Origin of the sequence: Nonomuraea sp. NPDC049725 (assembly GCF_040674795.1) — a bacterium.
Classification (GTDB): Bacteria; Actinomycetota; Actinomycetes; order Streptosporangiales; family Streptosporangiaceae; genus Nonomuraea; species Nonomuraea ceibae.
In genome coordinates this window covers 238,222-259,307 of record NZ_JBFANJ010000008.1, presented here as the reverse complement: position 1 = coordinate 259,307, position 21,086 = coordinate 238,222, and the positions used below count along the sequence as shown (strand labels likewise).

Annotated in this window: 19 protein-coding genes and 1 pseudogene; 8 read left to right on the top strand and 12 right to left on the bottom strand. The window is 73.0% G+C overall.

The window, feature by feature from the left end:
* Positions 1-33 precede the first annotated feature (33 nt).
* Both AB0J53_RS22620 and AB0J53_RS22615 read right to left on the bottom strand, forming a co-directional pair.
* On the bottom strand, positions 34-1,269 hold the full coding sequence (locus AB0J53_RS22620; protein ID WP_219517747.1) for a HAMP domain-containing sensor histidine kinase: 1,236 nt from the start codon (positions 1,267-1,269) through the stop codon (positions 34-36).
* Positions 1,266-1,946: a response regulator transcription factor gene (locus AB0J53_RS22615; RefSeq protein ID WP_219517748.1), complete on the bottom strand. Its 681-nt coding sequence runs from the start codon at positions 1,944-1,946 to the stop codon at positions 1,266-1,268. Before AB0J53_RS22615 ends, AB0J53_RS22620 begins: the two co-directional genes overlap by 4 nt.
* Positions 1,947-2,039: 93 nt before the next feature.
* On the opposite strand from AB0J53_RS22615, the gene AB0J53_RS22610 reads away from it, so the two are divergent.
* Positions 2,040-2,474 carry a hypothetical protein gene (locus tag AB0J53_RS22610; RefSeq protein WP_364175321.1) on the top strand — a complete coding sequence of 145 codons (435 nt, stop codon included), beginning with the start codon at positions 2,040-2,042 and terminating at the stop codon, positions 2,472-2,474.
* Positions 2,475-2,477: 3 nt separating this feature from the next.
* Here AB0J53_RS22610 and AB0J53_RS22605 read toward each other — a convergent pair whose 3' ends face one another.
* Genes AB0J53_RS22605 through aceB form a run of 8 tightly spaced genes read right to left on the bottom strand, consistent with a single transcriptional unit; the run spans position 2,478 to position 11,619 of the window.
* Positions 2,478-4,379, bottom strand: coding sequence for a hypothetical protein (locus AB0J53_RS22605; protein WP_364175318.1), 1,902 nt, complete (start codon positions 4,377-4,379; stop codon positions 2,478-2,480).
* A 60-nt stretch (positions 4,380-4,439) separates the two neighbouring features.
* A complete protein-coding gene (locus AB0J53_RS22600; protein ID WP_219517752.1) occupies positions 4,440-4,652 on the bottom strand; it encodes a DUF2277 domain-containing protein in 213 nt (70 codons plus the stop codon).
* Positions 4,653-4,656: 4 nt separating this feature from the next.
* Complete coding sequence (locus AB0J53_RS22595; protein ID WP_219517753.1) at positions 4,657-5,394, bottom strand: IclR family transcriptional regulator; 738 nt, start codon at positions 5,392-5,394, stop codon at positions 4,657-4,659.
* 23 nt (positions 5,395-5,417) lie between these two features.
* Positions 5,418-6,164 (bottom strand): IclR family transcriptional regulator, encoded by a 747-nt coding sequence (locus AB0J53_RS22590; protein WP_357585181.1) that lies wholly within the window; start codon positions 6,162-6,164, stop codon positions 5,418-5,420.
* Positions 6,161-7,363: a heterodisulfide reductase-related iron-sulfur binding cluster gene (locus AB0J53_RS22585; RefSeq protein WP_219517755.1), complete on the bottom strand. Its 1,203-nt coding sequence runs from the start codon at positions 7,361-7,363 to the stop codon at positions 6,161-6,163. Before AB0J53_RS22585 ends, AB0J53_RS22590 begins: the two co-directional genes overlap by 4 nt.
* Position 7,364: 1 nt before the next feature.
* Positions 7,365-8,573 carry an FAD-binding oxidoreductase gene (locus AB0J53_RS22580; RefSeq protein WP_364175312.1) on the bottom strand — a complete coding sequence of 403 codons (1,209 nt, stop codon included), beginning with the start codon at positions 8,571-8,573 and terminating at the stop codon, positions 7,365-7,367.
* A complete protein-coding gene (locus AB0J53_RS22575; RefSeq protein WP_364175309.1) occupies positions 8,573-10,012 on the bottom strand; it encodes an FAD-linked oxidase C-terminal domain-containing protein in 1,440 nt (479 codons plus the stop codon). Before AB0J53_RS22575 ends, AB0J53_RS22580 begins: the two co-directional genes overlap by 1 nt.
* Positions 10,013-10,041: 29 nt before the next feature.
* Positions 10,042-11,619 carry a malate synthase A gene (aceB, locus tag AB0J53_RS22570; RefSeq protein WP_364175306.1) on the bottom strand — a complete coding sequence of 526 codons (1,578 nt, stop codon included), beginning with the start codon at positions 11,617-11,619 and terminating at the stop codon, positions 10,042-10,044.
* Positions 11,620-11,763: 144 nt separating this feature from the next.
* On the opposite strand from aceB, the gene AB0J53_RS22565 reads away from it, so the two are divergent.
* The 5 genes from AB0J53_RS22565 (at position 11,764) to AB0J53_RS22545 (ending at position 17,504) form a co-directional block, all read left to right on the top strand.
* Entirely contained in the window at positions 11,764-12,453 is a 690-nt protein-coding gene (locus tag AB0J53_RS22565; RefSeq protein ID WP_357585175.1) for a DUF4097 family beta strand repeat-containing protein, read from the top strand.
* A gap of 83 nt (positions 12,454-12,536) precedes the next feature.
* Entirely contained in the window at positions 12,537-13,949 is a 1,413-nt protein-coding gene (gene hflX, locus AB0J53_RS22560) for a GTPase HflX (protein WP_364175301.1), read from the top strand.
* 416 nt (positions 13,950-14,365) lie between these two features.
* Positions 14,366-15,574, top strand: coding sequence for an imidazolonepropionase (hutI, locus tag AB0J53_RS22555; protein ID WP_219517764.1), 1,209 nt, complete (start codon positions 14,366-14,368; stop codon positions 15,572-15,574).
* A 13-nt stretch (positions 15,575-15,587) separates the two neighbouring features.
* Positions 15,588-16,502: a DegV family protein gene (locus tag AB0J53_RS22550; RefSeq protein ID WP_364175298.1), complete on the top strand. Its 915-nt coding sequence runs from the start codon at positions 15,588-15,590 to the stop codon at positions 16,500-16,502.
* Between the two features lie 69 nt (positions 16,503-16,571).
* The gene (locus tag AB0J53_RS22545; protein ID WP_364175295.1) at positions 16,572-17,504 is read left to right on the top strand and encodes a ComEA family DNA-binding protein; all 933 of its coding nucleotides are present in this window, start codon (positions 16,572-16,574) and stop codon (positions 17,502-17,504) included.
* A gap of 334 nt (positions 17,505-17,838) precedes the next feature.
* Here AB0J53_RS22545 and AB0J53_RS22540 read toward each other — a convergent pair whose 3' ends face one another.
* Entirely contained in the window at positions 17,839-18,447 is a 609-nt protein-coding gene (locus AB0J53_RS22540; protein ID WP_364175659.1) for a hypothetical protein, read from the bottom strand.
* On the opposite strand from AB0J53_RS22540, the pseudogene AB0J53_RS22535 reads away from it, so the two are divergent.
* Both AB0J53_RS22535 and AB0J53_RS22530 read left to right on the top strand, forming a co-directional pair.
* Positions 18,376-18,759 (top strand): annotated as a pseudogene (locus AB0J53_RS22535) (ComEC/Rec2 family competence protein); the annotation flags it as partial. The gene AB0J53_RS22540 and the pseudogene AB0J53_RS22535 overlap by 72 nt on opposite strands.
* A gap of 456 nt (positions 18,760-19,215) precedes the next feature.
* Positions 19,216-20,439 carry a ComEC/Rec2 family competence protein gene (locus AB0J53_RS22530; protein WP_364175652.1) on the top strand — a complete coding sequence of 408 codons (1,224 nt, stop codon included), beginning with the start codon at positions 19,216-19,218 and terminating at the stop codon, positions 20,437-20,439.
* Between the two features lie 49 nt (positions 20,440-20,488).
* Here AB0J53_RS22530 and AB0J53_RS22525 read toward each other — a convergent pair whose 3' ends face one another.
* Positions 20,489-20,953 carry a hypothetical protein gene (locus tag AB0J53_RS22525; protein WP_364175292.1) on the bottom strand — a complete coding sequence of 155 codons (465 nt, stop codon included), beginning with the start codon at positions 20,951-20,953 and terminating at the stop codon, positions 20,489-20,491.
* Between the last annotated feature and the right edge of the window lie 133 nt (positions 20,954-21,086).

Genomic DNA, 21,086 nt, shown 5'->3' with positions numbered 1-21,086 from the left:
CAAGACGAAACCGCGAACGACGGTAAACGCGCGCTAAGGCCGCGTTAACACCATCTCCACGATGGCGCCGCCGTGGGAGGAGACGGTCAGGCGCCCGCCGCAGGACTCGGCGGTGCGGCGGGCGATGTCCAGGCCGAGCCCGGTCGAGCCGGCGCCGCTGGTGCCACGCGCGAGCAGGGCGGGGTCGAAACCGGGGCCGTCGTCGCTGACGGTCAGCACGGCCCCGGAGGGGTGGGGCGCGAGCCGTACGGTGAACGACACGCCCTCGGGGGTGTGCGCGAAGACGTTGCCGAGCAGGGCGTCCACGGCGGCGGCCAGGGCCTCGCCGCCGACGGCGACCGGCAGCTCGCCCTCGGGCAGCGCGACCGTGACCGCGCGGCCCTGGTCCTCGGCCAGCACGGACCAGAACCGCACCCGCTCGTCCACCACGGCCGTGGCGTCGCAGCTCTCGCGCCCGGCGGAGCGGCGGCGGGCGTCGGTGATGACGGCGCTGACGGCCCGCTCCAGCGCGTCGACGCGGGCGCCGATGCGGGCGGCCTCCTCCGGGTCGCGCAGCGACTCGGCGTCCAGCCGCAGCCCCGTCAGCGGCGTGCGCAGCCGGTGCGACAGGTCGGCGACCGACTCGCGTTCGGCGGCGAGCAGGTCACCGATCCGCCCGGCCAGATGGTTGAGCGCGAGCGCGACCGAGCGCACCTCGGGCGGCCCGCCGGGCTCGGCCCGCGCCTCCAGGTCGCCGCCCGCGAGCCGGTGCGACACGCGCGCCAGCCCGTCGACCGGCCGGGTGACGGCCAGCGCCAGCCGGTCGGCCAGCGCGATGCCCAGCACGACCAGCGCGAGCCCGAGCCCGAGCAGCGCCAGCCACGCCTCGCGCACGCCGCGCCACAGCTCGTCCTCGCTCACGTACACCCGGATCACCACCGTGCCGTCCGGTGACTGCACGGCGACCAGCACCTCCCGGCCGCCGTCGTCGCACTCGGCGGTGACGCTGCGGCCCGTCGCCGCCAGCCGGACCGCGGCGGAGCGCTCGGCCTTCTCCCCGAGCCGCCCGCCGTCCGGCAGGAACACCGTGACCGGCCGCGCCACCTGCTCCAGCGCCAGCGACAGCTCCGGCGTGCCGACCGCGACGGCGACCGACTCGGCGGCCGTGGTGGCGCGGCTCGTCGCGCCGTTCTCGGCGACGGCGCGGATCAGCAGCGCCATCGGCACCAGCAGCGCGACCAGCACCAGCGACGTGGTGGCCGCCACCAGCAGCGCCAGCCAGCGCCTCACGACGGGCCGACCAGCTTCACGCCGACGCCGCGCACCGTGTGCAGGTAGCGCGGCTCGGAGGCGGTCTCGCCGAGCTTCCTGCGCAGCCACGACAGGTGGACGTCCACGGTCTTGTCGGCGCCGCCGTACGGGAGCTGCCACACCTCGGTCAGCAGCTCACGCTTGGTGACCACCTCGCCGGCCCGCGCCGCCAGGTAGTGCAGCACGTCGAACTCGCGCGGCGTCAGGTCCAGCGTGGCCCCGTCCAGCCGGGCCTCCCGCGCCCTGGGGTCCACCCGCAGCCCGCCCACCCGCAGCGGCTCCTCCGGCGTCGCGTCGGCGGCCCGCCGCAGCACGGCCCTGATCCGCGCGTCGAGCTGCGCGGCGCTGTACGGCTTGACCACGTAGTCGTCGGCCCCCGCGTCCAGCACCGGCACCATCTCGGCGTCGCCGTCGCGGGCGGTCGCCACGATCACCGGCACCCTGCTCACCGCGCGCAGCATGCGCAGCAGCTCGGCCCCGTCCAGGTCGGGCAGCCCCAGGTCGAGCACGATCAGGTCGGGGCGGTCCTGGACGGCCAGCCGCAGCCCGTCGAGCGCCGTGGGGGAGGAGGACACGGCGTGGCCGAGATCCCGCAGGCCCCGGCTCAGCGCGGTGCGGATCGTCACGTCGTCCTCGATGAGCAGGATGTCAGCCATATACGGAAACGGTAGACGGTCGGCGGTGTTGTGACGTCGCCTGTTATCGCGGTCTTAACCTGGGCTTAGCCGTACAGGGGGGAAGGTGGCGGGGTGAAGAGACTCGTCCTGGCCTGGGCGGCCACCGCGGTGGCCGCGACGGGCGCGGCCGTGGCGGTGCTCGGCCTGGTCGGCGGCGCGCTGACGGGCTCGTCCGGCGAGGTCATGACGCAGGACGAGGCTCGCGCCGCGCTCGCCACCGCGTCGGCCCGGCAGCCGGCGCCCGCGACCACGACATCCGGCCCGTCCGCCCAGCCCACTTCGCAGGGCGGTGAGTTCGTCCGCAGCCCCGGCGGCACCGTGATCGCCTCCTGCGACGGCGACCGGGCGACCCTGCGGTCCTGGAGCCCGGCGCAGGGCTACTCGGTCGACGGCGTGGAGCCGGGCCCCGCCCTCGAGGTCCAGGTGGAGTTCGAGGCCGACGAGGGCGAGGACGTCGAGCTGACCATCGGCTGCCGCGGCGGCCGGCCGGTCACGCTGACCGGCTAGCTCTCACGCCTCGGCGCTGAGCGCCGACTTCGTCAGCTCCGCCTGCCGCCTGATCTGCCCCATGACGATGGGATTGAGACCCTTGGCGGCGAACGTCGCGACCATCGCGTCCATCACCGCGTGCGCCTTGCGCAGCTCGCCCTGCCGCGCCTCGGCCCGGGCCAGCCGCCGCATCACCAGGTTGAGCGTGATGTTGTCGATGCCGCCCATCCTGGCCACCTCGGCGAGCTGCTCGACGCCCTGCTTGGCGTCCGGCGGCCGGACCCGCAGCCGGTTGCCGGGCGTCAGCGCCTTGAAGCCGCGCTCGGCGTTCAGCCCCTTGACCAGCCGGGCGTACACCGACAGCGGATGCCCGCCGTAGCGGTCGATGACCTCCTCCAGCGCCAGGTTGCCGGAGCGCAGCGCCGGGGAGTCGGAGCCGAGCAGCGAGAACAGCTGGCCCTGCTCCTCGCCCAGCATCAGCTCGGCCACCCGGTGGTCGTCGTCGCCGACCGGCCGGCGCACCCGGACCAGGCACGGGGGCGAGACGACGCGGGAGCCGTCGGCGGCCACGTACTGGGCCCTGACGTGATACTCGCCGGGCTGCTGGAAGTAGTGCCCGTCGCGGCCATGCCCGATGTACGCGCTGCGGTACATGGCCGGGTTGCCCGCGTCGAGCCGGATCCGCGGCGAGCTGTCGACGCAGTGGCGCATCATCGGCCGGTACAGCACGGTCCTGCCGCCCGGCTGGGTGATCGTCACCTGGGTGAACTCGGTGTCGGGATGCAGGTGGCCGTGCGTCGTGCGCGGCTCACCGGTGCACGACAGCCGCAGCTCGACCACGACCGGCTCGCCGAACCCGAACGACTCCTTGGCCCGCAGCTCCAGCGCCAGCCCCGACAGGTCCTCGACCGGCTGCTCGAACGGGGCCGGCTCGGCCGCGCCGCTGCCGAACGCGCCGCCGCCCATGACCACGTCCCGGTAGAAGCCGTGGCGCAGGTGCACCAGCTCGGAGTCGGTGAACTGGAACGGGAACGCCGCCCAGTAACCGGCCTCGCCGCCCGGCTGGTAGTTCTGCACGTAGTTCATCCACGACAGGTCGCCGAAGCCGCCCGACGGGCCGAGCGGCTGGGGCGGCGTGGCCAGGTTCTTCTGCCAGGAGTGCAGCAGGTTGAAGGCGTGCCCGAGCTCGTGCACGTACGTCCTGAGCATGGCCCGCTGCGCCTGCGGCGAGTCGCCCTTGATCGCGTCGTGGAAGACGGCGGCGCCCTGCCGCTGGTGGGCGTCGCCGTAGTCGAACATGATGCCCCGGTAGCCGCCGACGTGCTTGCTGGCCACCAGCAGCCACACCCGCCAGGCCGCCGCGTCGCCGAACCTGCTGAACTGCTGCGTCATCGCGTGGTGCAGCTCGGCGTCGTCCCACGCCAGGTCGGCGCCCGCGCCGTCGACCGGGATGACGCCCGGCTCGGCCACGGTCAGCTCGATGCCCGCCTCCGCCCACGCGGCGGCGACGCTCAGCTCGCGCGCGGGCGACCCGGCGGGCCCCGGCAGCGAGCCGGTGTCGTAGCTGACGAACGGCACGGCCCCGGCGACGGAGTCCTGCTCCAGCAGGACCTTGCGGAAGTGGCGCGAGACGAACGTGATCGGGTAGGTGCGCCCCGCCACCTGCGCGGTGCCCGATTCGCCGGAGATCGTGACGCGCACGTCCTGATCGCCGGTCTCGTACGTGAACGCCCCGCGCCCCTCGACGGCCCCCGCCGTCACGGCCGGCGCGTGCACCACGAACGAGCCCGTGTAGCCCGTCGTGGCGCCGGAGACGGTGAACAGGTCACCGCTGACGCGCCCGGTCGGCCTGGTCCCGTCGACGTCCACGCGCAGCTCCAGCCGCGAGTCGCCGTCCTGCCCCTGGTAAAGCCCGCTGATCATCGCGGCCCCCTGCAGTCGGTGTGGTTACACCGGGGACACTTCTCCGGCGGGCCGGGCCTGTCAACGGCTTCCGCGAACCTGCAATGCGGCCAGCAGCTCCTCCGAGGCGCGGGTGATCGTCTCGACGGCCCGGTCGAACGCCTCGGCGTTGTGGGCGGCGGGGGCGCGGAAGCCCGAGATCTTCCTGACGTACTGCAGCGCGGCGGCCCGCACGTCCTCCTCGGTCACGTCCTCGGTGTAGGGCGGGCGCAGGGTCTTGATGCTTCGGCACATGCTTTCAACGGTAATGGCCGATCCGCTGGCTTATCTCCCTCGCGCCGTCGGCCATGACCTCGCCCACCTCGGGCAGCCGCTGCGGCGTCAGCCGGTAGGAGGGCCCGGAGACGCTCACCGCCGCCACCACCGCGCCGTCGCCGCCCCGCACGGGCGCGGCCACCGCGTTCAGCCCCAGCTCCAGCTCCTCGACGGTGAAGGCCCAGCCGCGCCGCCTGATCTCGGCCAGCCCGAGCAGCCGCGCGTCGGTGATGGTCAGCGGCGTGAACCGGTCGAGCACCTCGGGCAGCGCGAGCGCGCCGAACGCCAGCAGCACCTTGCCGCTGGAGGTCGCGTGGGCGGGGGTGCGCTGGCCGACCCAGTTGTGCCCGCTGATCGCCGACGGCCCGCGCACCTGGCTGATGTTGACCGCGCACCCGTCACGCGGCACCGCGACGTTGACGGTCTCGCCGAGCTCCCCGGCCAGCCGCAGGCACACCTCGCGGCTCTCCTTGGCCAGGTCGAGCTGGGCGGTGGCGGCGCCGGCCAGCCGCACCACGCCGAACCCGAGCCGGTAGCGGCCCCGGTCGCCGCTCTGCTCGACGAGCCCGCCCTGCTCCAGGGCGGCCAGCAGCCGGAACGCGGTGGACTTGTGCACGTCGAGCTCGGCCGCCAGGTCGGTCACCCGGCTCGCGCCGTCGCGGGCCAGGATCTCCAGGATCGCGATGGCCCGATCGACCGACTGCACCGAGCCGTTGCTCATGGCGCAACACTTTACCCCGCCGGTTACCGGGCGGCCGGGCTCAGCTCCGCCGCGAAGTCACGGGCGATGCCGCGCATGCCCTCGGCCAGCTCGCCCCGGTCCAGCGCGCCGATCCGCTCGGCCGGGCCCGACACCGACATCGCGGCCACCACCCGGTCCCCGTCGAGCACCGGCACGGCCAGGCAGTGCACGCCCAGCTCCTCCTCGCCCAGGTCCATCGCGTAGCCCCGGGACCTGACCTGGCCCAGCTCGGCCAGCATCGACTGGATGTCGGTGATCGTGTTGGGGGTGCGCCTGGGCATGCCGGTCCGCTCGAACACGGTCACCGCGTCGCCGCCGGGCCGCCAGGCCAGCAGCACCTTACCCACGGCCGTGCTGTGCGGCAGCACCCGCCTGCCGACCTCGGCGAACATCCGCAGCCTGCGCGGCGACGGCACCTGCGCCACGTAGACGATGAAGTCGCCCTCCAGCACCGCCAGGTTCGCCGTCTCGCCCGACAGCTCGACCAGCCTCGCCAGGTACGGCTGCGCCCACACGGCCACCATGCTCTCGGCCACGCCGCCGAGCCGCACCAGCCCGCCGCCGAGCGCGTAGCGCCGGTCGGACTCCTGACGCACGTAGCCGCGCGCCAGCAGCGTCTGCAGCAGCCGGTGGATCGTTCCGTAGGGCAGCCCGGTCCTGGCCGCGATCTCCGACAGCCCGGCCTCGCCGCCGTGCTCGGCCAGCGCCTCCAGCACGTCGAGCGCCCGCTCGACCGACTGCACGCTCACAGGCCCACCCCGCGCAGCGACGCGTCGAGCACCTCGGCGGTGTGCGCCACCCTGATCGCGGCGCCTTCGCGCCGCATCGCCGCCGCGATCTGCATCGTGCACCCCGGGTTCGCCGACACCAGCAGCTCCGCGCCCGTCGACCCGACCGCCTTGGCCTTGCGGTCGCCGAGGTCGCGCGCCGCCTCCGGCTCGAAGATGTTGTACGTGCCCGCCGACCCGCAGCAGACGGCCGAGTCGGGCACCTCGCGCAGCTCCAGCCCCGGGATGCCGCGCAGCAGCTCGCGCGGCTGCGCCCGCACGCCCTGGGCGTGGGCCAGATGGCAGGCGTCGTGGTAGGCCACGGTGACCGGCAGCGGATGGCGCTCGGCCGCCGGCCCCAGCTCGGCCAGCCACTCCGACAGGTCCACGACCCGGAAGCCCGGCTCCTCGCCGAGCAGGTCGCCGTACTCCTTCATCGTCGACCCGCACCCGGCGGCGTTGACCACGACCGTCTCGACCCCCGCCTTACGGAACGCGCGGACGGTCCGGCGGGCCAGCCGCCTGGCCTGGTCGCGCCGCCCGGAGTGCACGCTGAGCGCCCCGCAGCAGCCCTGCCCGGCCGGGACGATCACGTCGCAGCCCTCCAGCGCCAGCACCCGCGCCGTGGCGGCGTTCACCTGCGGGAAGAACTCGCCCTGCACGCACCCGGTGAGCATGCCGACCACCGCCCGGCGCGGACCCCGGGCGCGCACCAGCCGGGGCAGCCGCTGCCGCCGCGCCACCTCGGGCGCGAGCCCGGCCATCGCCCCCAGGCCCGGGTGCGCCCGCGCCAGGAACGGCGCCAGCCGCCGCGCGATCCCCAGCCCCGGGCGCAGCAGCCGCAGCCTGCGCGGGTAGGGGAACAGCCCGAACACCAGCCCGCGCACCGCCCGGTCGCGCGGGTCGCGCACGTGCGTGCGCTCCACCTCGGCCCTGGTCTGCTCGATCAGCCGGTCGTAGCGCACCCCCGACGGGCACGCGGTCACGCACGCCATGCAGCCCAGGCAGGCGTCGAAGTGCCCGGCCATCTCCGGCGTGACCGGAGTCCCCTCGACGTGCTGCTTCATCAGGTGGATGCGGCCGCGCGGCGAGTCCATCTCCTCGCCCCACAGCACGTACGTCGGGCAGGTCGGCAGGCAGAACCCGCAGTGCACACAGTCGTTGATCAGCTTCGGGTCCACGTCAGAGCCCTCCTGCGAACCGCCCGGGAGACATCCTGCGCCCCGGGTCGAACCGTTCCTTCACCCGCCGCATCAGCGGCAGCGAGCTCACCTCGCCCCACCGGTCCACGCCCTCGTACGGCGTCGCCAGCACGGTCATCCGCGCGCCCAGCGCCGTCAGCCGCTCACGCAGCCCGCGCAGCGCGGTGACCGTCTTGTCCTCGCCGGGGTCGTCCCACAGCTCCAGCCACATCCGGCCCGACACCGCCGACCCGCGCAGCGAGAACCCGCTGTAGTGCACCGCGTCCAGCACGCCGGTCAGCCTGGACGGCCGGAAACGCACCTCGGCCAGCACCTCGTCACGCACGATCGCGCCCCACTGCGGCGGCGGCTCCGCGCGCACCGAGCGCAGCGCGTCGCCCATGAGCGCGGCCAGCGCCTCGGCCCGCTGCGCCGCGGCGGCCCCCTCGACCAGCACGCTCATCCAGATCGGCCCCTGCCCGTGCGGCCAGTCGAGCTCGACCGCGCTCGGCTCGGCCTGCGAGGCCGCCAGCGTCGCGGCCAGCTCCCGGACCCGGCACGGTCCGCGCTCGGCCATGCCGGGCGGGTCGGCGACGGCCACGATCCAGCGTCGGTCGGCGGGCAGCGGATGCAGCCGGAACGCCGCCTCCGCGATCACGCCGAGCGAGCCGTGCGAGCCGGTGAACAGCTTGCCCAGGTCGTAGCCGGCGACGTTCTTGACGACCTTGCCGCCCGACTTCGCCACCGTGCCGTCGGCCAGCACGACCGTGACGCCGATGAGCAGGTCGCGGGCCGTGCCGTAGCGGAACGCGCGCGGCCCGGCCACGGCCGTGGCCAGCGTGCCGCCCACGGTGGCGTCGGGGAACGGCGCGTCCAGGGCCAGCTCCTGCCCCTCGGCGGCGAGCGCCCCGGCCAGCGCCCCCATCGTCACCCCGGCCTGCGCGCGCACCACCAGGTCGCCGGCCGCGTGCTCGACCACCCGGTTCAGGCAGCACAGGTCGAGCAGCACGTCGAAGCGCTCAGGCGGCGGACCCCAGTGCAGCTTGGTGCCGCCGCCCACGGGCACCACCGCCAGGTCGTCGCGGGCGCACGCGCGCAGCACCTCCGCCACCTCCTCGACGCTCTCCGGCAGCGCCACGCGGCGCGGCAGCATCCCCAGGACCGCGTCGTCCGGCCCGGGGTCCCTGACCGTCACGCCCGTCTCCAGCATCAGAACTGCTCCGCCTTCCCGGACTCCACCAGCGGATGCGCGCCCTTGCGCACGCCGGGCACCTCGCCGCAGAGCCGCGGCGTGGGGAACACCTTGCCCGGGTTGGACAGCCCGGCCGGGTCGAACGCGCAGCGGACGAGCTGCATCGTGTCGAGGTCGTCGGGCGAGAACATCCGCGGCATGTGCTTGGCCTTGTCGACGCCCACGCCGTGCTCGCCGGTGATCGAGCCGCCGTGCGCGATGCACAGGTCGAGGATCGCGCCCGACACCGTCTCGGCCCGCTCGCCCGCCCCCGGCTCGGCGTCGTCGAACAGCACCAGCGGGTGCAGGTTGCCGTCGCCCGCGTGGAAGACGTTGGCCACCCTGATCCCGTGCTCGGCCGACAGCCTGTCGATCTCCGCCAGCACCCGGGGGAGCGCGGTGCGCGGCACCACGCCGTCCTGCACGATGTAGGCGGGACTGATCCGGCCGACGGCCGCGAACGCCGACTTGCGGCCCTTCCAGATCGCCGCCCGCTCCTCGGCCCCGGCCGCCACCCGCAGCTCGAACGCGCCCGAGCAGATCTCCCGGAGCTGCGCGAACTGCCGCTCGACCTCCTGCGCGGGCCCGTCCAGCTCCACGATCAGCACCGCGCCGGCGCCGCGCGGGTAGTCGCAGGCCACCGCCGCCTCGGCCGCCTCGATGGCCAGCGCGTCCATCATCTCGATCGCCGCGGGCACGATCCCGGCGGCGATGATGGCCGACACGGCCTCGCCGCCCCGCTCGATGCTCTCGAACGCCGCCAGCACCGTGGTGACCGCCTCGGGGGCGCGGCTCAGCCGTACCGTGATCTTGGTGGCGATGCCGAGCGTGCCCTCCGAGCCGACGAACGCGCCCAGCAGGTCGTAGCCCGGGTCCATCCGGTCCAGCGTCACCAGGTCGCCGTCCGGGGTGACGATCTCGCACGCCTCCACGTGGTTGACGGTGAAGCCGTACTTCAGGCAGTGGGCGCCGCCCGAGTTCTCCGCCACGTTGCCGCCGATCGAGCAGATCTGCTGGCTGGACGGGTCGGGCGCGTAGTAGTAGCCCTGGTCGCGCACCGCCTCGGTGATCGCCAGGTTGGTCACCCCCGGCTCGACCACGGCCCGGCGGTCGGGCAGGTCGATCTCCAGGATGCGCCGCATCTTCGAGGTCACGATGAGCACCCCGTCCTCGCGGGGCAGCGCGCCGCCGGACAGGCCGGTGCCGGAGCCGCGCGCCACGAACGGCACGCCGGCCTCCCGGCACAGCCTGACCACCCCCGCCACCTGCTCGGCGGTCTCGGGCAGCACGACCACGCCGGGGGTCGCACGATGGTAGGTGAGGCCGTCACACTCGTAGGTACGCAGCCGGACCGGGTCGGTTATCACCGAATCGGCGGGCAATATGCCGGCCAGCGCCGCCGTCAGCTCATCCAGCATGGCCTCACCTGCTCTCTATATCAGGATATTTACGGCATGCGGGCGTATGCCGGAAGCGTCAGGAACTCGGCGAAGTCGTCGTCCAGCGCCACCTCCTTGAACAACGCCGTCGCCTGGCCGAACAGCTCCTCGTCGTAGCCCGGCTCGGCGGCGGCCTTCGCCAGCTCCTCGCCGATGATGCGCTCCACCAGCTCCTTCGTCACGGTCTCGCCCGTGTCGGCCAGCGTGATGCCGTTGTGGATCCACTGCCAGATCTGCGAACGGGAGATCTCCGCCGTGGCTGCGTCCTCCATCAGGTTGTGGATCGCCACCGCGCCCAGCCCGCCCATCCACGCGGCCAGGTAGCGCAGAGCCACGTCCACGTTGTTGCGCAGCCCCGCCTCGGTGATGTCGCCCGGCGTCTCGGAGACCGCCAGCAGGTCGGACGCCGACACCGACACGTCCTCGCGCAGCCGGTCGATCTGGTTGGGCCGCGAGCCCAGCACGCCGTCGAACACCTCACGGCAGATCGGCACCAGGTCCGGGTGGGCCACCCACGAGCCGTCGAACCCGTCGCCCGACTCGCGCGTCTTGTCCGCGCGCACCTTCTCCAGCGCCGTCGCGTTGACCTCCGGGTCACGCCGCGACGGGATGAACGCCGCCATCCCCCCGATCGCGTGCGCGCCGCGCTTGTGACAGGTGCGCACCAGCAGCTCGGTGTAGGCGCGCATGAACGGCGCCGTCATCGTCACCGCGTTGCGCTCGGGCAGCAGGAACTCCCGGCCCCGGGTGCGGAACTTCTTGATCACGCTGAACAGGTAGTCCCAGCGCCCCGCGTTGAGCCCGGCCGAGTGGTCGCGGAGCTCGTACAGGATCTCCTCCATCTCGAACGCGGCCGGGTACGTCTCGATGAGCACCGTCGCCCGGATCGTGCCCTGCGGGATGCCGAGCAGCTCCTGGGCGCGGACGAACACCTCGTTCCACAGCCGCGCCTCCAGGTGCGACTCCAGCTTGGCCAGGTAGAAGTACGGGCCGCGGCCCTTGTCGAGCTGCCGCTGGGCGCAGTGGAAGAAGTAGAGGCCGAAGTCGAACAGCGAGGCCGCCACCGGCCGCCCGTCGACCAGCGCGTGCTTCTCGTCCAGGTGCCAGCCGCGCGGCCGCACCACCACAGTGGCCAGCTCCTCGTCGGGTCTGAGCGCGTACGTCTTGCCGCCGGTCTCGAAGTCGATCGCGCGGTCGAGCGCGTCGCGCAGGTTGAGGTGGCCGCTGACGCAGTTGTCCCACAGGGGGGAGTTGGCGTCCTCGAAGTCGGCCAGCCACACCTTGGCGCCGGAGTTGAGCGCGTTGATGGTCATCTTGCGGTCGACCGGCCCGGTGATCTCGACCCGCCGGTCCTCCAGGCCGGGCGCCGGCGGCGCGACCCGCCACTCCGACTCCCTGACCTCCTTGGTCTCCGGGAGGAAGTCGAGGGTGCCGCCCGCCGACAGCTCCTCCTGCCTGGCCTGGCGCGCGGCGAGCAGCTCCAGGCGCCGGGGGCCGAACTCCCGCTGGAGCGCCGTCACGAAGCCGAGCGCCTCCGGCGTGAGGATCTGGTCGAACCGGTCGTGCATCGGGCCGGTGATCTCCATGGCTCCTCTTTTCCGTATGGTGGAAACCAAGTTCTGAATGATGAAAGTGACGCTAGAGCATGGGGGTTCGGCAGGTCAAAGGCAGGGGTCGTCCCGGGGGGAACCCCGATGCCCCCGTCGCCCGTCCGCGACATGATCGAAGGCATGAAGACGATCGCGATCGCGGGCGGCGTGCTGGCCTCCGCGCTGCTGTTGACGGGATGCGGCCTCGGCGGGCTCGGCGGCCCCACCCACCAGGACACCGTGTCCTATGAGGTGACCGACAAGGTGGCCAAGCTGTACGTCAAGAGCGAGTCCGGCGACACGGTCATCACCGAGACCGGGGGCAGCGCCATCCGGGTCGTCGAGACGCTGCGCTGGCGCGACAACAAGCCGCAGGCCGAGCACGCCGTCGAGGGTGACACCCTGCGCGTGAGCTTCGACTGCAAGCCGAGCTGGGGGAGCTGCGGCGTCGACTACCGCATCGAGGTGCCCAAGGGGCTCAAGGTCGAGGCGGAGTCGGGCTCGGGCGACATCACGCTGCGCTCGCTGAGCGGCCCGCTCGTCCTGACCGCCGGCTCCGGCGACATCGACGCCTCCGGCCTGACCGGCAAGACCGTCACCGGCGAGGCCGGCTCGGGCGCGATCGAGCTCAAGTACGCCAGCGCCCCCGACAGCGCCGACCTGGAGTCCGGCTCCGGCAACGTGACCCTGCGGGTGCCCGCCGGCGCCTACGACGTGACCGCCGACGTGGGCTCCGGCGAGGCCACCGTCTCCGTCGACGACGACGACGCCTCCCCGCGCAAGCTCAACCTCACCTCCGGCTCCGGCGACGTGAGCGTGCTGCCGGGATAACCAGGTGATGACATGAGTGAGGTCGTGTCACCATCGGGGAAGACACCGAGGTGCCCAGACGTTCCCTAATAGAGATGACACGAATGCACGATTACTCCGAGCTCGACGACTTCGCGACCGGCGACATGGACCTCGAGGAGCGGCAGGCCCTGCGCCGCGTGGCGGGCCTCTCCACCGAGCTCCAGGACGTCTCCGAAGTCGAATACCGCCAGCTGCGGCTCGAGCGGGTCGTCCTCGTCGGCGTCTGGACCTCCGGCACCGCCGCCGACGCCGAGAACTCACTCCAGGAGCTCAAGCTCCTGGCCGAGACCGCCGGTTCCCAGGTCCTCGAGGGCCTCATCCAGCGGCGCAAGTTCCCCGACCCCGCCACCTACATCGGCTCCGGCAAGGCGCTGGAGCTGCGCGACGTGGTCGAGTCGACCGGCGCCGACACCGTGATCTGCGACGGCGAGCTGAGCCCCGGCCAGCTCCGCCAGCTCGAGGAGACGGTCAAGGTGAAGGTCATCGACCGCACCGCGCTGATCCTCGACATCTTCGCCCAGCACGCCAGCAGCCGTGAGGGCAAGGCTCAGGTCGAGCTTGCCCAGTTGCAGTACCTGCTGCCGCGCCTGCGCGGCTGGGGCGGCAACCTGTCCCGGCAGGTCGGCGGCCGTGCCGCCGGCGGCGTCGGCATCGGTGGCCGCGGCCCCGGTGAGACGAAGATCGAGCTGGACCGCCGCCGCATCCGCGAGCGGATGTCCAAGCTGCGCCGGCAGATCAAGGGCATGTCGACCGCCCGCGACACCATGCGCCAGCACCGCCAGAGCCGCGAGGTGCCCGCCGTGGCCATCGCCGGCTACACCAACGCGGGCAAGTCCTCGCTGCTCAACCGGGTCACCGGGGCGGGCGTGCTGGTGGAGGACGCGCTGTTCGCCACCCTCGACCCGACCGTGCGCCGCTCGCGCACGCCCGAGGGCCGGGTGTTCACGATCGCCGACACCGTCGGGTTCGTGCGCCACCTGCCGACGCAGCTCGTCGAGGCGTTCCGGTCCACGCTGGAGGAGGTCGCCGACGCCGACCTGATCCTGCACGTGGTCGACGGTTCGCACCCCGACCCCGAGGGCCAGCTCGCCGCCGTGCGCGAGGTCTTCGCCACCATCGAGGGCGCGAGCGACGTGCCCGAGATCGTGGTGATCAACAAGGCCGACGCCGCCGACCAGGAGGTGCTCGACCGCATCAGCAGGCGCGAACGCGACAGCATCGTGGTCTCCGCCCGCACGGGCGCCGGCATCCCGGAGCTGATGAGCCTCATCGAGCGCCGGCTGCCGCACCTGGACCACGAGGTCACGCTGCTGATCCCGTACGAGCGCGGCGACCTGATCTCGCGCGTCCACAAGGAGGGCGAGGTGCTGTCGCTCGACCACGTCGAGGACGGCTCGATCCTGCACGCCCGCGTGCTGCCCAGCCTCTTCCAGGAGCTGGAGCGGGTCGGCAAGCCGGTCGAACGTGTCGCATAAAGGCACGGCAGGGCAGCTCTCGCTTTAAAAGGCGCAGAGCTGCCCAAAAGCGGCAGTGGTCCCGGGCGGCTGGTGTTGCTACGATGAGCCAAGCCTTACGAAATTGAGACAGAGCACGGGTTTCGACGATGGCTGCTGTGGTTCTGGACACGCGCGGGGGCCTGTGTGTGAGATCGGGGCCGAGTGGCGGCTGGGATGAGTGGGCTTTCTTCCGAATAACCCTGTACAGCGAGCCCACCTGTGAAATAACGTAACTGAACTGAAATCGCCGGATCATGCGTCCGGCGATACGGTCACCGCACAGCATTTGCGGATGAGAGCAGGAGACCCCCCATGTCGTCCGGACCCGGAGCGGACTCAGTGGGCGCGGCACAGGCCGTGCGCTGCGTGCTGCTCATGCACGGGGCGGTGATGCGGTGACCGTTCGCCTTCTGACCAACATCGGCCGCCTCTGGACCGGCAACGAGGTCCTCAGCAACGCGGCCATCCTCGTGCACAACGACCGCATCGCGTGGGTCGGGCGGGCGCCCGACCTGCCGCAGAGCGTGCCCGGCGTCGTCGACGACATCGTCGACGTCGACCACGTCGAGAACCTGGGCGGCGCCCTCGTCACGCCCGGCCTCATCGACGCCCACACGCACCCTGTTTACGCCGGCAACCGCTACGCCGAGCTGGCCATCCGCACCGGCGGCTCCAGCGCGGCCTCCATCACCGCGGCGGGCGGCGGCGTCGGCTCCACGGTCACCGTGACCCGAGGCACCGACCCGTGGACCCTGTGCAACGGCGTCCGCGAGCGGCTGCGCGGCTGGCTCCTCAACGGCACCACGACCGTCGAGGCCAAGACCGGCTACCACCTCACCCGCGACGGCGAGCTCGCCGACGTGCGGCTCCTGCGCGAGCTGGAGAAGGAGCCGATGATGCCGCGGGTGCACGTCACCTTCCTCGCGGCCCACGTCGTGCCCCCCGAATACTTCGGCCGCCAGCGCGAATACGTCGAGGCCGTGGGCGCCTGGTGCGCCGACGCGGCGGCGGCCGGCGCCGACAGCGTCGACGTCTACTGCGACGAGGGCCACTTCACCACCGAGGAGTCCCGCTGGGTGCTCGCCTCGGGGCGCAACGTCGGCCTGCTGCCGCGCATCCACGCCGGGCTGTTCAGCCGCCGCGGCGCCGTCCAGCTCGCCGCCGAGCTCGGCTGCGCCTCCGCCGACGGCCTGCACCACATGTCCGACGAGGACATCGCCATCATGTCGCGCTACGGCGTGCCCGCCGTCGTCTGCCCGGCCACCGCGCTCCAGCGCGGCAACCTGCCGCCGGTCCGCCAGATGATCAAGCACGGTGTGCAGATCGCGCTCGGCAGCGACCACAACCCCGGCCACTGCGGCATCACCTCGATGTCGCTGGTCATCGCGATGGCCGTGTCGGCGTTCGGGATGAGCGTCAACGACGCGCTGCGCGCCGCCACGCTCGGCGGCGCCACCGTGCTCGGCGCGCCCGACCGCGGCGTGCTGGCGCCCGGGCGGCTGGCCGACATCGTCCAGTGGGACGCCGACCACGAGGGCGCCTTCGCCTGGTCCTTCGGGCTCAAGCCGCGCCGGGTGTGGCGGGGTGGCACGCCGGTTCAGTAGTTACTCTCGGGCTATGCCGTCTGAAGTCGCCGTGGTGACCGATTCCACCGCATACCTGCCCGAGGTGCCCGGCGTCACGGTGGTTCCCGTACAGGTGGTCTTGGGGGAGATGGCCTGCGACGAGGGCGATTTTTCGGGAAATATCGCCACAGCAACCACTTCGCGGCCCGCGCCGTCCCGCTTCGCCGCCTGCTACGAGGCGCTCGCCGCAGGCGGCGCCTCCGCGGTCGTCTCGATCCACCTGTCGGCGGCCCTCTCCGGTACGGCCGAGTCCGCCCGCACGGCGGCCCGCGACGCCCCCGTCCCGGTCGAGGTCGTCGACAGCCGCTCCATCGGCATGGGCCTCGGCTACCCCGTCCTGGCGGCGGCCCGAGCAGCCGCCGCGGGCGGCGACGCGGAAGCGGCCGCCACGGCCGCCCGCGACTGCGCCGCCCGCACCCGCACGTTCTTCTACGTCGACACCCTCGACCACATCCGCCGAGGCGGCCGCATCGGCGCCGCCGCGTCCCTGCTGGGCTCGGCCCTCCTGATCAAACCGCTGCTGCACCTGGTCGACGGCCGCATCTCCCTCCTGGAGAAAGTCCGCACCCCTTCCCGCGCCCTGGCCCGCCTGGAAGACATAGCCGTCCACGCGGCCCAGGCCATGGGAGCCGCCGAGAGCGCCGGGGCCCCCGGAGCCTTTGACCCTCCCGGCATGGGCAGCATTTCCGGCACCGGCACTCCCAACACCTCCGGGGGTACCGGGGGCGAACTGGTCGAGATCGCCGTCCAGCACCTCGCGGCCCCCGACCGCGCCGAGGCCCTGGCGGACCGCCTGGCCAAACGGCTCCCCGGGCTGCCGCGCCCCCACGTCGTGGAAGTGGGTGCCGTCATCGGCGTCCACGTGGGCCCAGGCATGCTGGGCGTCACCATCACCCCCGCCCACTGAACCCCGGGTTATCCACAGAACTCCATTCGGCCCCACCGCACCACCCACCGCGTCCGTACATTCCTCGCCGTGCGCACCCACGACCTCGCCGCCGAGCGGGCCATCGCGGAGACCCGGCTCCGGTCCATCACCACCCCGGCCCGGGCCCCACTGCTCACCGGCATCCCCACCTCCTTCCAAGCCTTCCGCGCCTCCACCCGCACCGGCACCGCCCCCACTCCCCACATCTCACCAGCCCCGCCCACAGCTTCCGCCCGGTCCCCACTGCTCGGCTCCTCCGCACTGTCAGACGCGGCCCCCGGCGCTGGCGGGGCCTACGTGTCTGGCGCGGCCCCCATATCCGGCCCGTCCCCCGTGTCCGGCCTGACCGCCGCTTCCGGGGAGTCCATACTGTCCAAACTGGCCGCCGCTTCTGGCATGCCCCGCCCCGCCCTGGACCCTGGCCGCCCAGGAGTACGCGCACTCTTCGCCCTGGCCGTCGTGGCCGTACTGGTCGCAGGGTTCTTCCTCTGGCGCTCCCGCCCCGCCCCGGAGCCCCTGCCCGCCCCCGCCCCGATCGCCTCCCCACCGGCGACCACCACCCCCACCACCGGCAAGGTCACCGTCCACGTCGCCGGCAAGGTCCGCGACCCCGGCGTCTACACCCTGCCCATCGGAGCCCGGGTGACCGACGCCATCACAGCCGCCGGGGGAGTCCGCCGTGGAGCCCCGCTGGGCCCGGTCAACCTGGCCAGACGCCTTGTGGACGGCGAACAGATCATGGTCGGCGCCCCCACCGCAGCCACCGCCGCTGCGCCCGCCCCCGAAGCCTCCGTCCTGGACCTCAACTCCGCCACCCAGGACCAACTGGAGCAACTCCCAGGCGTAGGCGAGGTCCTCGCCGCCCGCATAGCCGAATACCGCAGTGCCCACGGCGGCTTCACCAGCATCGACCAACTCCGCAACGTGACTGGCATAGGCCCTCGAACGTTCGAAGAAATCAAGCCCAAGGTCCGCGTCTGACATGCCCCACCGCAGCCCCCAACCCGCCGACCGCCCCCAGCCCGGCCACAGCCCCCAGCCGCAGTGCCATCCTCAGCCCGAGCCCAAGCCCCCATCCCGCCTGCATCCCGACGCTTGCCCTCAGCCCCAACCCCAGCTCCAAGCCCACCCCCACCCTCCAAGCCGGCCCCGACCCGGGACCCCGTCCCAGTCTGATCCCGAGTTCGAAGGAGTCGTCCAGCGCGCCTGGCCACTCCTCCTCCCCGCCCTGGCCTCCTGGACGACCGCCCTGACCCTCCTGACCACCTCGACTCCCGCCGCCACAGCCACCGCCGCCCTCGCAACGGCGTCGGCCCTAGCGGCATGCGCCCTCATCCCCACCTCCGCACGCCGCAACGTGCTGATCGCCATCCTCGTCTGCGTCGCCGCGACCGCCGCCTCGATCGCCCTGCGCCTCCACGCCGTCACCACAGGCTCTGTGGCAGCCCTTGCCGCCCAGGACATCACGATGACCGCCGAGATCACTCTCACGAACGACCCCAAGATCAGACGCCCCAAGCCTGGCCACTTCGGCCGCGACAGCGTGGTAGCCGAAGCCACCCTCGAATCCCTCCGCACCCCACGCCACCACCTCACCGTCCACACCCCCATCACGGTCTTCGCCGACGGCCCTCAATGGCGCCACCTGCTCCCCAGTCAGCGCGTCGAGGTCACCGGCCGCCTCGTCAAGCCCACCTCCGCGCCCCTGACCGCCGCGACCCTCCTGGTCCGCACCCCGCCCCGCATCCTCACGCCCCCGTCCAACCTTCAGTCGGCAGCCGGAATCTTCCGCAAGGGCCTCCGCGATGCCGCCGACGTCCTCCCGCCGGACCAGCGCGGCCTCCTCCCGGCCCTGGTCGTAGGCGACGTCTCCCGCATCGATCCCCAACTCAACTCCGACCTCCAGGAAGCCGGCCTCAGCCACCTCAACGCCGTCAGCGGGGCAAACCTGGCCATAGTCGCAGGCGCCGCACTGGCCCTCTCCCGCCTCGTCGGCCTCCCCTTGGCCCCCAGAGCCGCCTTCGCCGCACTGGCCATGCTCGCCTTCGCCGTGGTGGCCAGGCCGTCCCCGAGCGTCCTGAGGGCCCTCCTCATGGGCCTCGTCGCAGTGCTCGCCCTGGGCACCGGCCGCGCCAAGGACGGCCTGGCGGCGCTCTCGGTGACGGTCCTCCTGTTGATCCTCTTCGCCCCCGACCTGGCCCACTCCTACGGCTTCGCCCTGTCGGTAACGGCAACGGCAGGCATCCTGCTCCTGGCCCCCCGCTGGCGCGCCCACCTCACCAACACCCCCACAACAGCCCAGAGCCCAACGTCGCCGGGCCCAACGTCGCCGGGCCCAACGTCGCCGGGCCCAACGTCGCCGGGCTCGACGCCGCCGGGCTCGACGTCCACAGGCCCGGCGTCCACGGGCTCGACGCCCGAGGGCCCGACATCCACAAGCCCGACGTTCCTGGGCCCAACGCCCCCGCGCCCGACGCCCCCGAGCCCGACGCCCCCGGGTCCGAGCTCCCCGTGCCCAACGCCCTCGCACCCGCCGCACCCGAATCCGACCCCCCAGGGTCCGAGCTCCCTGTGCCCCACGCCCTCGGACCCGCCACCCCTGCCGCCCACCTGGGAACCGGCATCACCCCTCGCCCCGTACCGATCGGACGAACACCCCGGAGCTGGTGCGACGAAGGGGCGGCGGTGGCGGATGCCTCGGTGGGTGGCGGAGGCGATCGCCGTGCCGGCCGCAGCTCAGGCTGCCGTAACCCCGGTGCTGGTGCTCATGTCCGGCCAGATCAGCCTCATCGCGGTCCCCGCCAACCTGCTGGCCGGTCCGGCTGTCGCGCCCGCGACCCTGCTGGGGTTCGCCGCCGCGCTGATCGCCCCGGTGTGGCCCGAGGCCGCGCAGTGGCTCGTGGTCCCGGCGGGCTACGCCGTCGGCTGGATCATCCTGGTCTCCCAATGGGCCGTGAACGTCCCGATGGCCAACATCCCCTGGCCGGGAGGCGCGGCAGGACTGGCCCTGCTGGCCCTGGTGGCAGCCGTGGCGGTGCTGCTGCTGAGACGCCGCGCTTGGCGGACGATCACGCTGGCCGTCGTAGCGGGCACCCTGTTCACGATGATCGCGCTACGGCCCATCATCGCCCCCTGGCCGCCCAAGAACTGGCTCATGGTGATGTGCGACGTGGGCCAGGGCGACGGCCTGGTGCTGGCGGCCGGTCCAGGCCGCGCGGTGGTCGTCGACACCGGCCCCGACCCCTCCGTGATGGACGCGTGCCTGCGGCGCCTGTCCGTCCGCGACGTCCCGCTCGTGATCCTCACCCACCCGCACGCCGACCACGTGAACGGCCTCCCCGGCGTCTACCGCAACCGTCGCGTCGGCGCCGTCGTCACCACTCCGCATCGCCACCCGACGCCCCAGACCGCCCGCCTCACCGAGGAGCTCGCCCATCACCGCACACCCGAATGGACCCCGCCCCCAGGCACCGGCTGGGACCTGGGCCCGGCCTCCCTGACCGTCCTGGCACCCAGCGCGGACGAAGCCACGGCGGAAGGCCCCGGCGAAGGCAGCGTCCTCAACAACGCCAGCATCGTGATCCACGTACGATGGCGCTCCGGCACGGCCCTCCTCAGCGGTGACATCGAGTCCGAAGCCCAGGAGAGCCTGCTGCGCGCCACCGTCCCGCAGGCGGACATCCTCAAGGTTCCCCACCACGGCTCGCCTCGGCAGGTCCCCGCGTTCTTCGCCGCAGTACGCCCGCGCGCCGCCCTGATCAGCGTCGGCGAGGACAACACGTACGGGCACCCGGCCCCGCCGACCCTTGCGCACCTACGCCACCTCGGCGCCCGCATCTACCGCACGGACAAATCCGGCGACCTCGCAGTCATCACCCACAACGGCACCCTGGCGGTGGTAGCTCGTGGCCGCTGACCGCACCCCGCCGAAACCACGCCGCCGCGCAGAATGCGGCTCGGTGTGGTCAGGCGGGTTCGCCGAGTTGGGCGGCCAGCCGCTCCAGGCCGCCCTTGATGAGCCGCCCGTAGTCGTCGTCGCCCAATGCGCCGATCTCGGCCCGTGCTCGCCGGAGGTGGTCACGGGCGCGGTCGAGGTCGCCGAGCTTGCGGTAACACTCGCTCACGTTGAGGTGCAACGACGGGTACAGGCCGGCCACCGAGAGCGGCACGCCGGCCTCGGCCACCCGCTCGTCGGTGACGAGGTCGGCCGCGGCGAGCGCCCGCAGGTCCCACATCAGCTCCTGGCCCACGTCGTCCTGGACGTCGGCCATCGAGTGGGCGAGGACGCAGACGTGCAGCGGGTCGCCCTGTTCGCCGCCGATGTCATCCCAGATCTGCGCGAACAGGTCACGGGCGGCGTCACGACGGCCCTGCTGGTGATTGAGCTCCACCCCCTGGCCGATCCGGGTGATCGTCGGGTCGGTGGTCATGAGCCGCTCCTTCACCGCCGGGGGCGATCGCGTTCGGACTGCTGGCCTGACGTGCTTCGACGACATGCCTACCAGCGATCACTCGAACGCGCCAAGCGGGCAGGTGAGGGCAGCGCCGGTGGACGGCGCGATC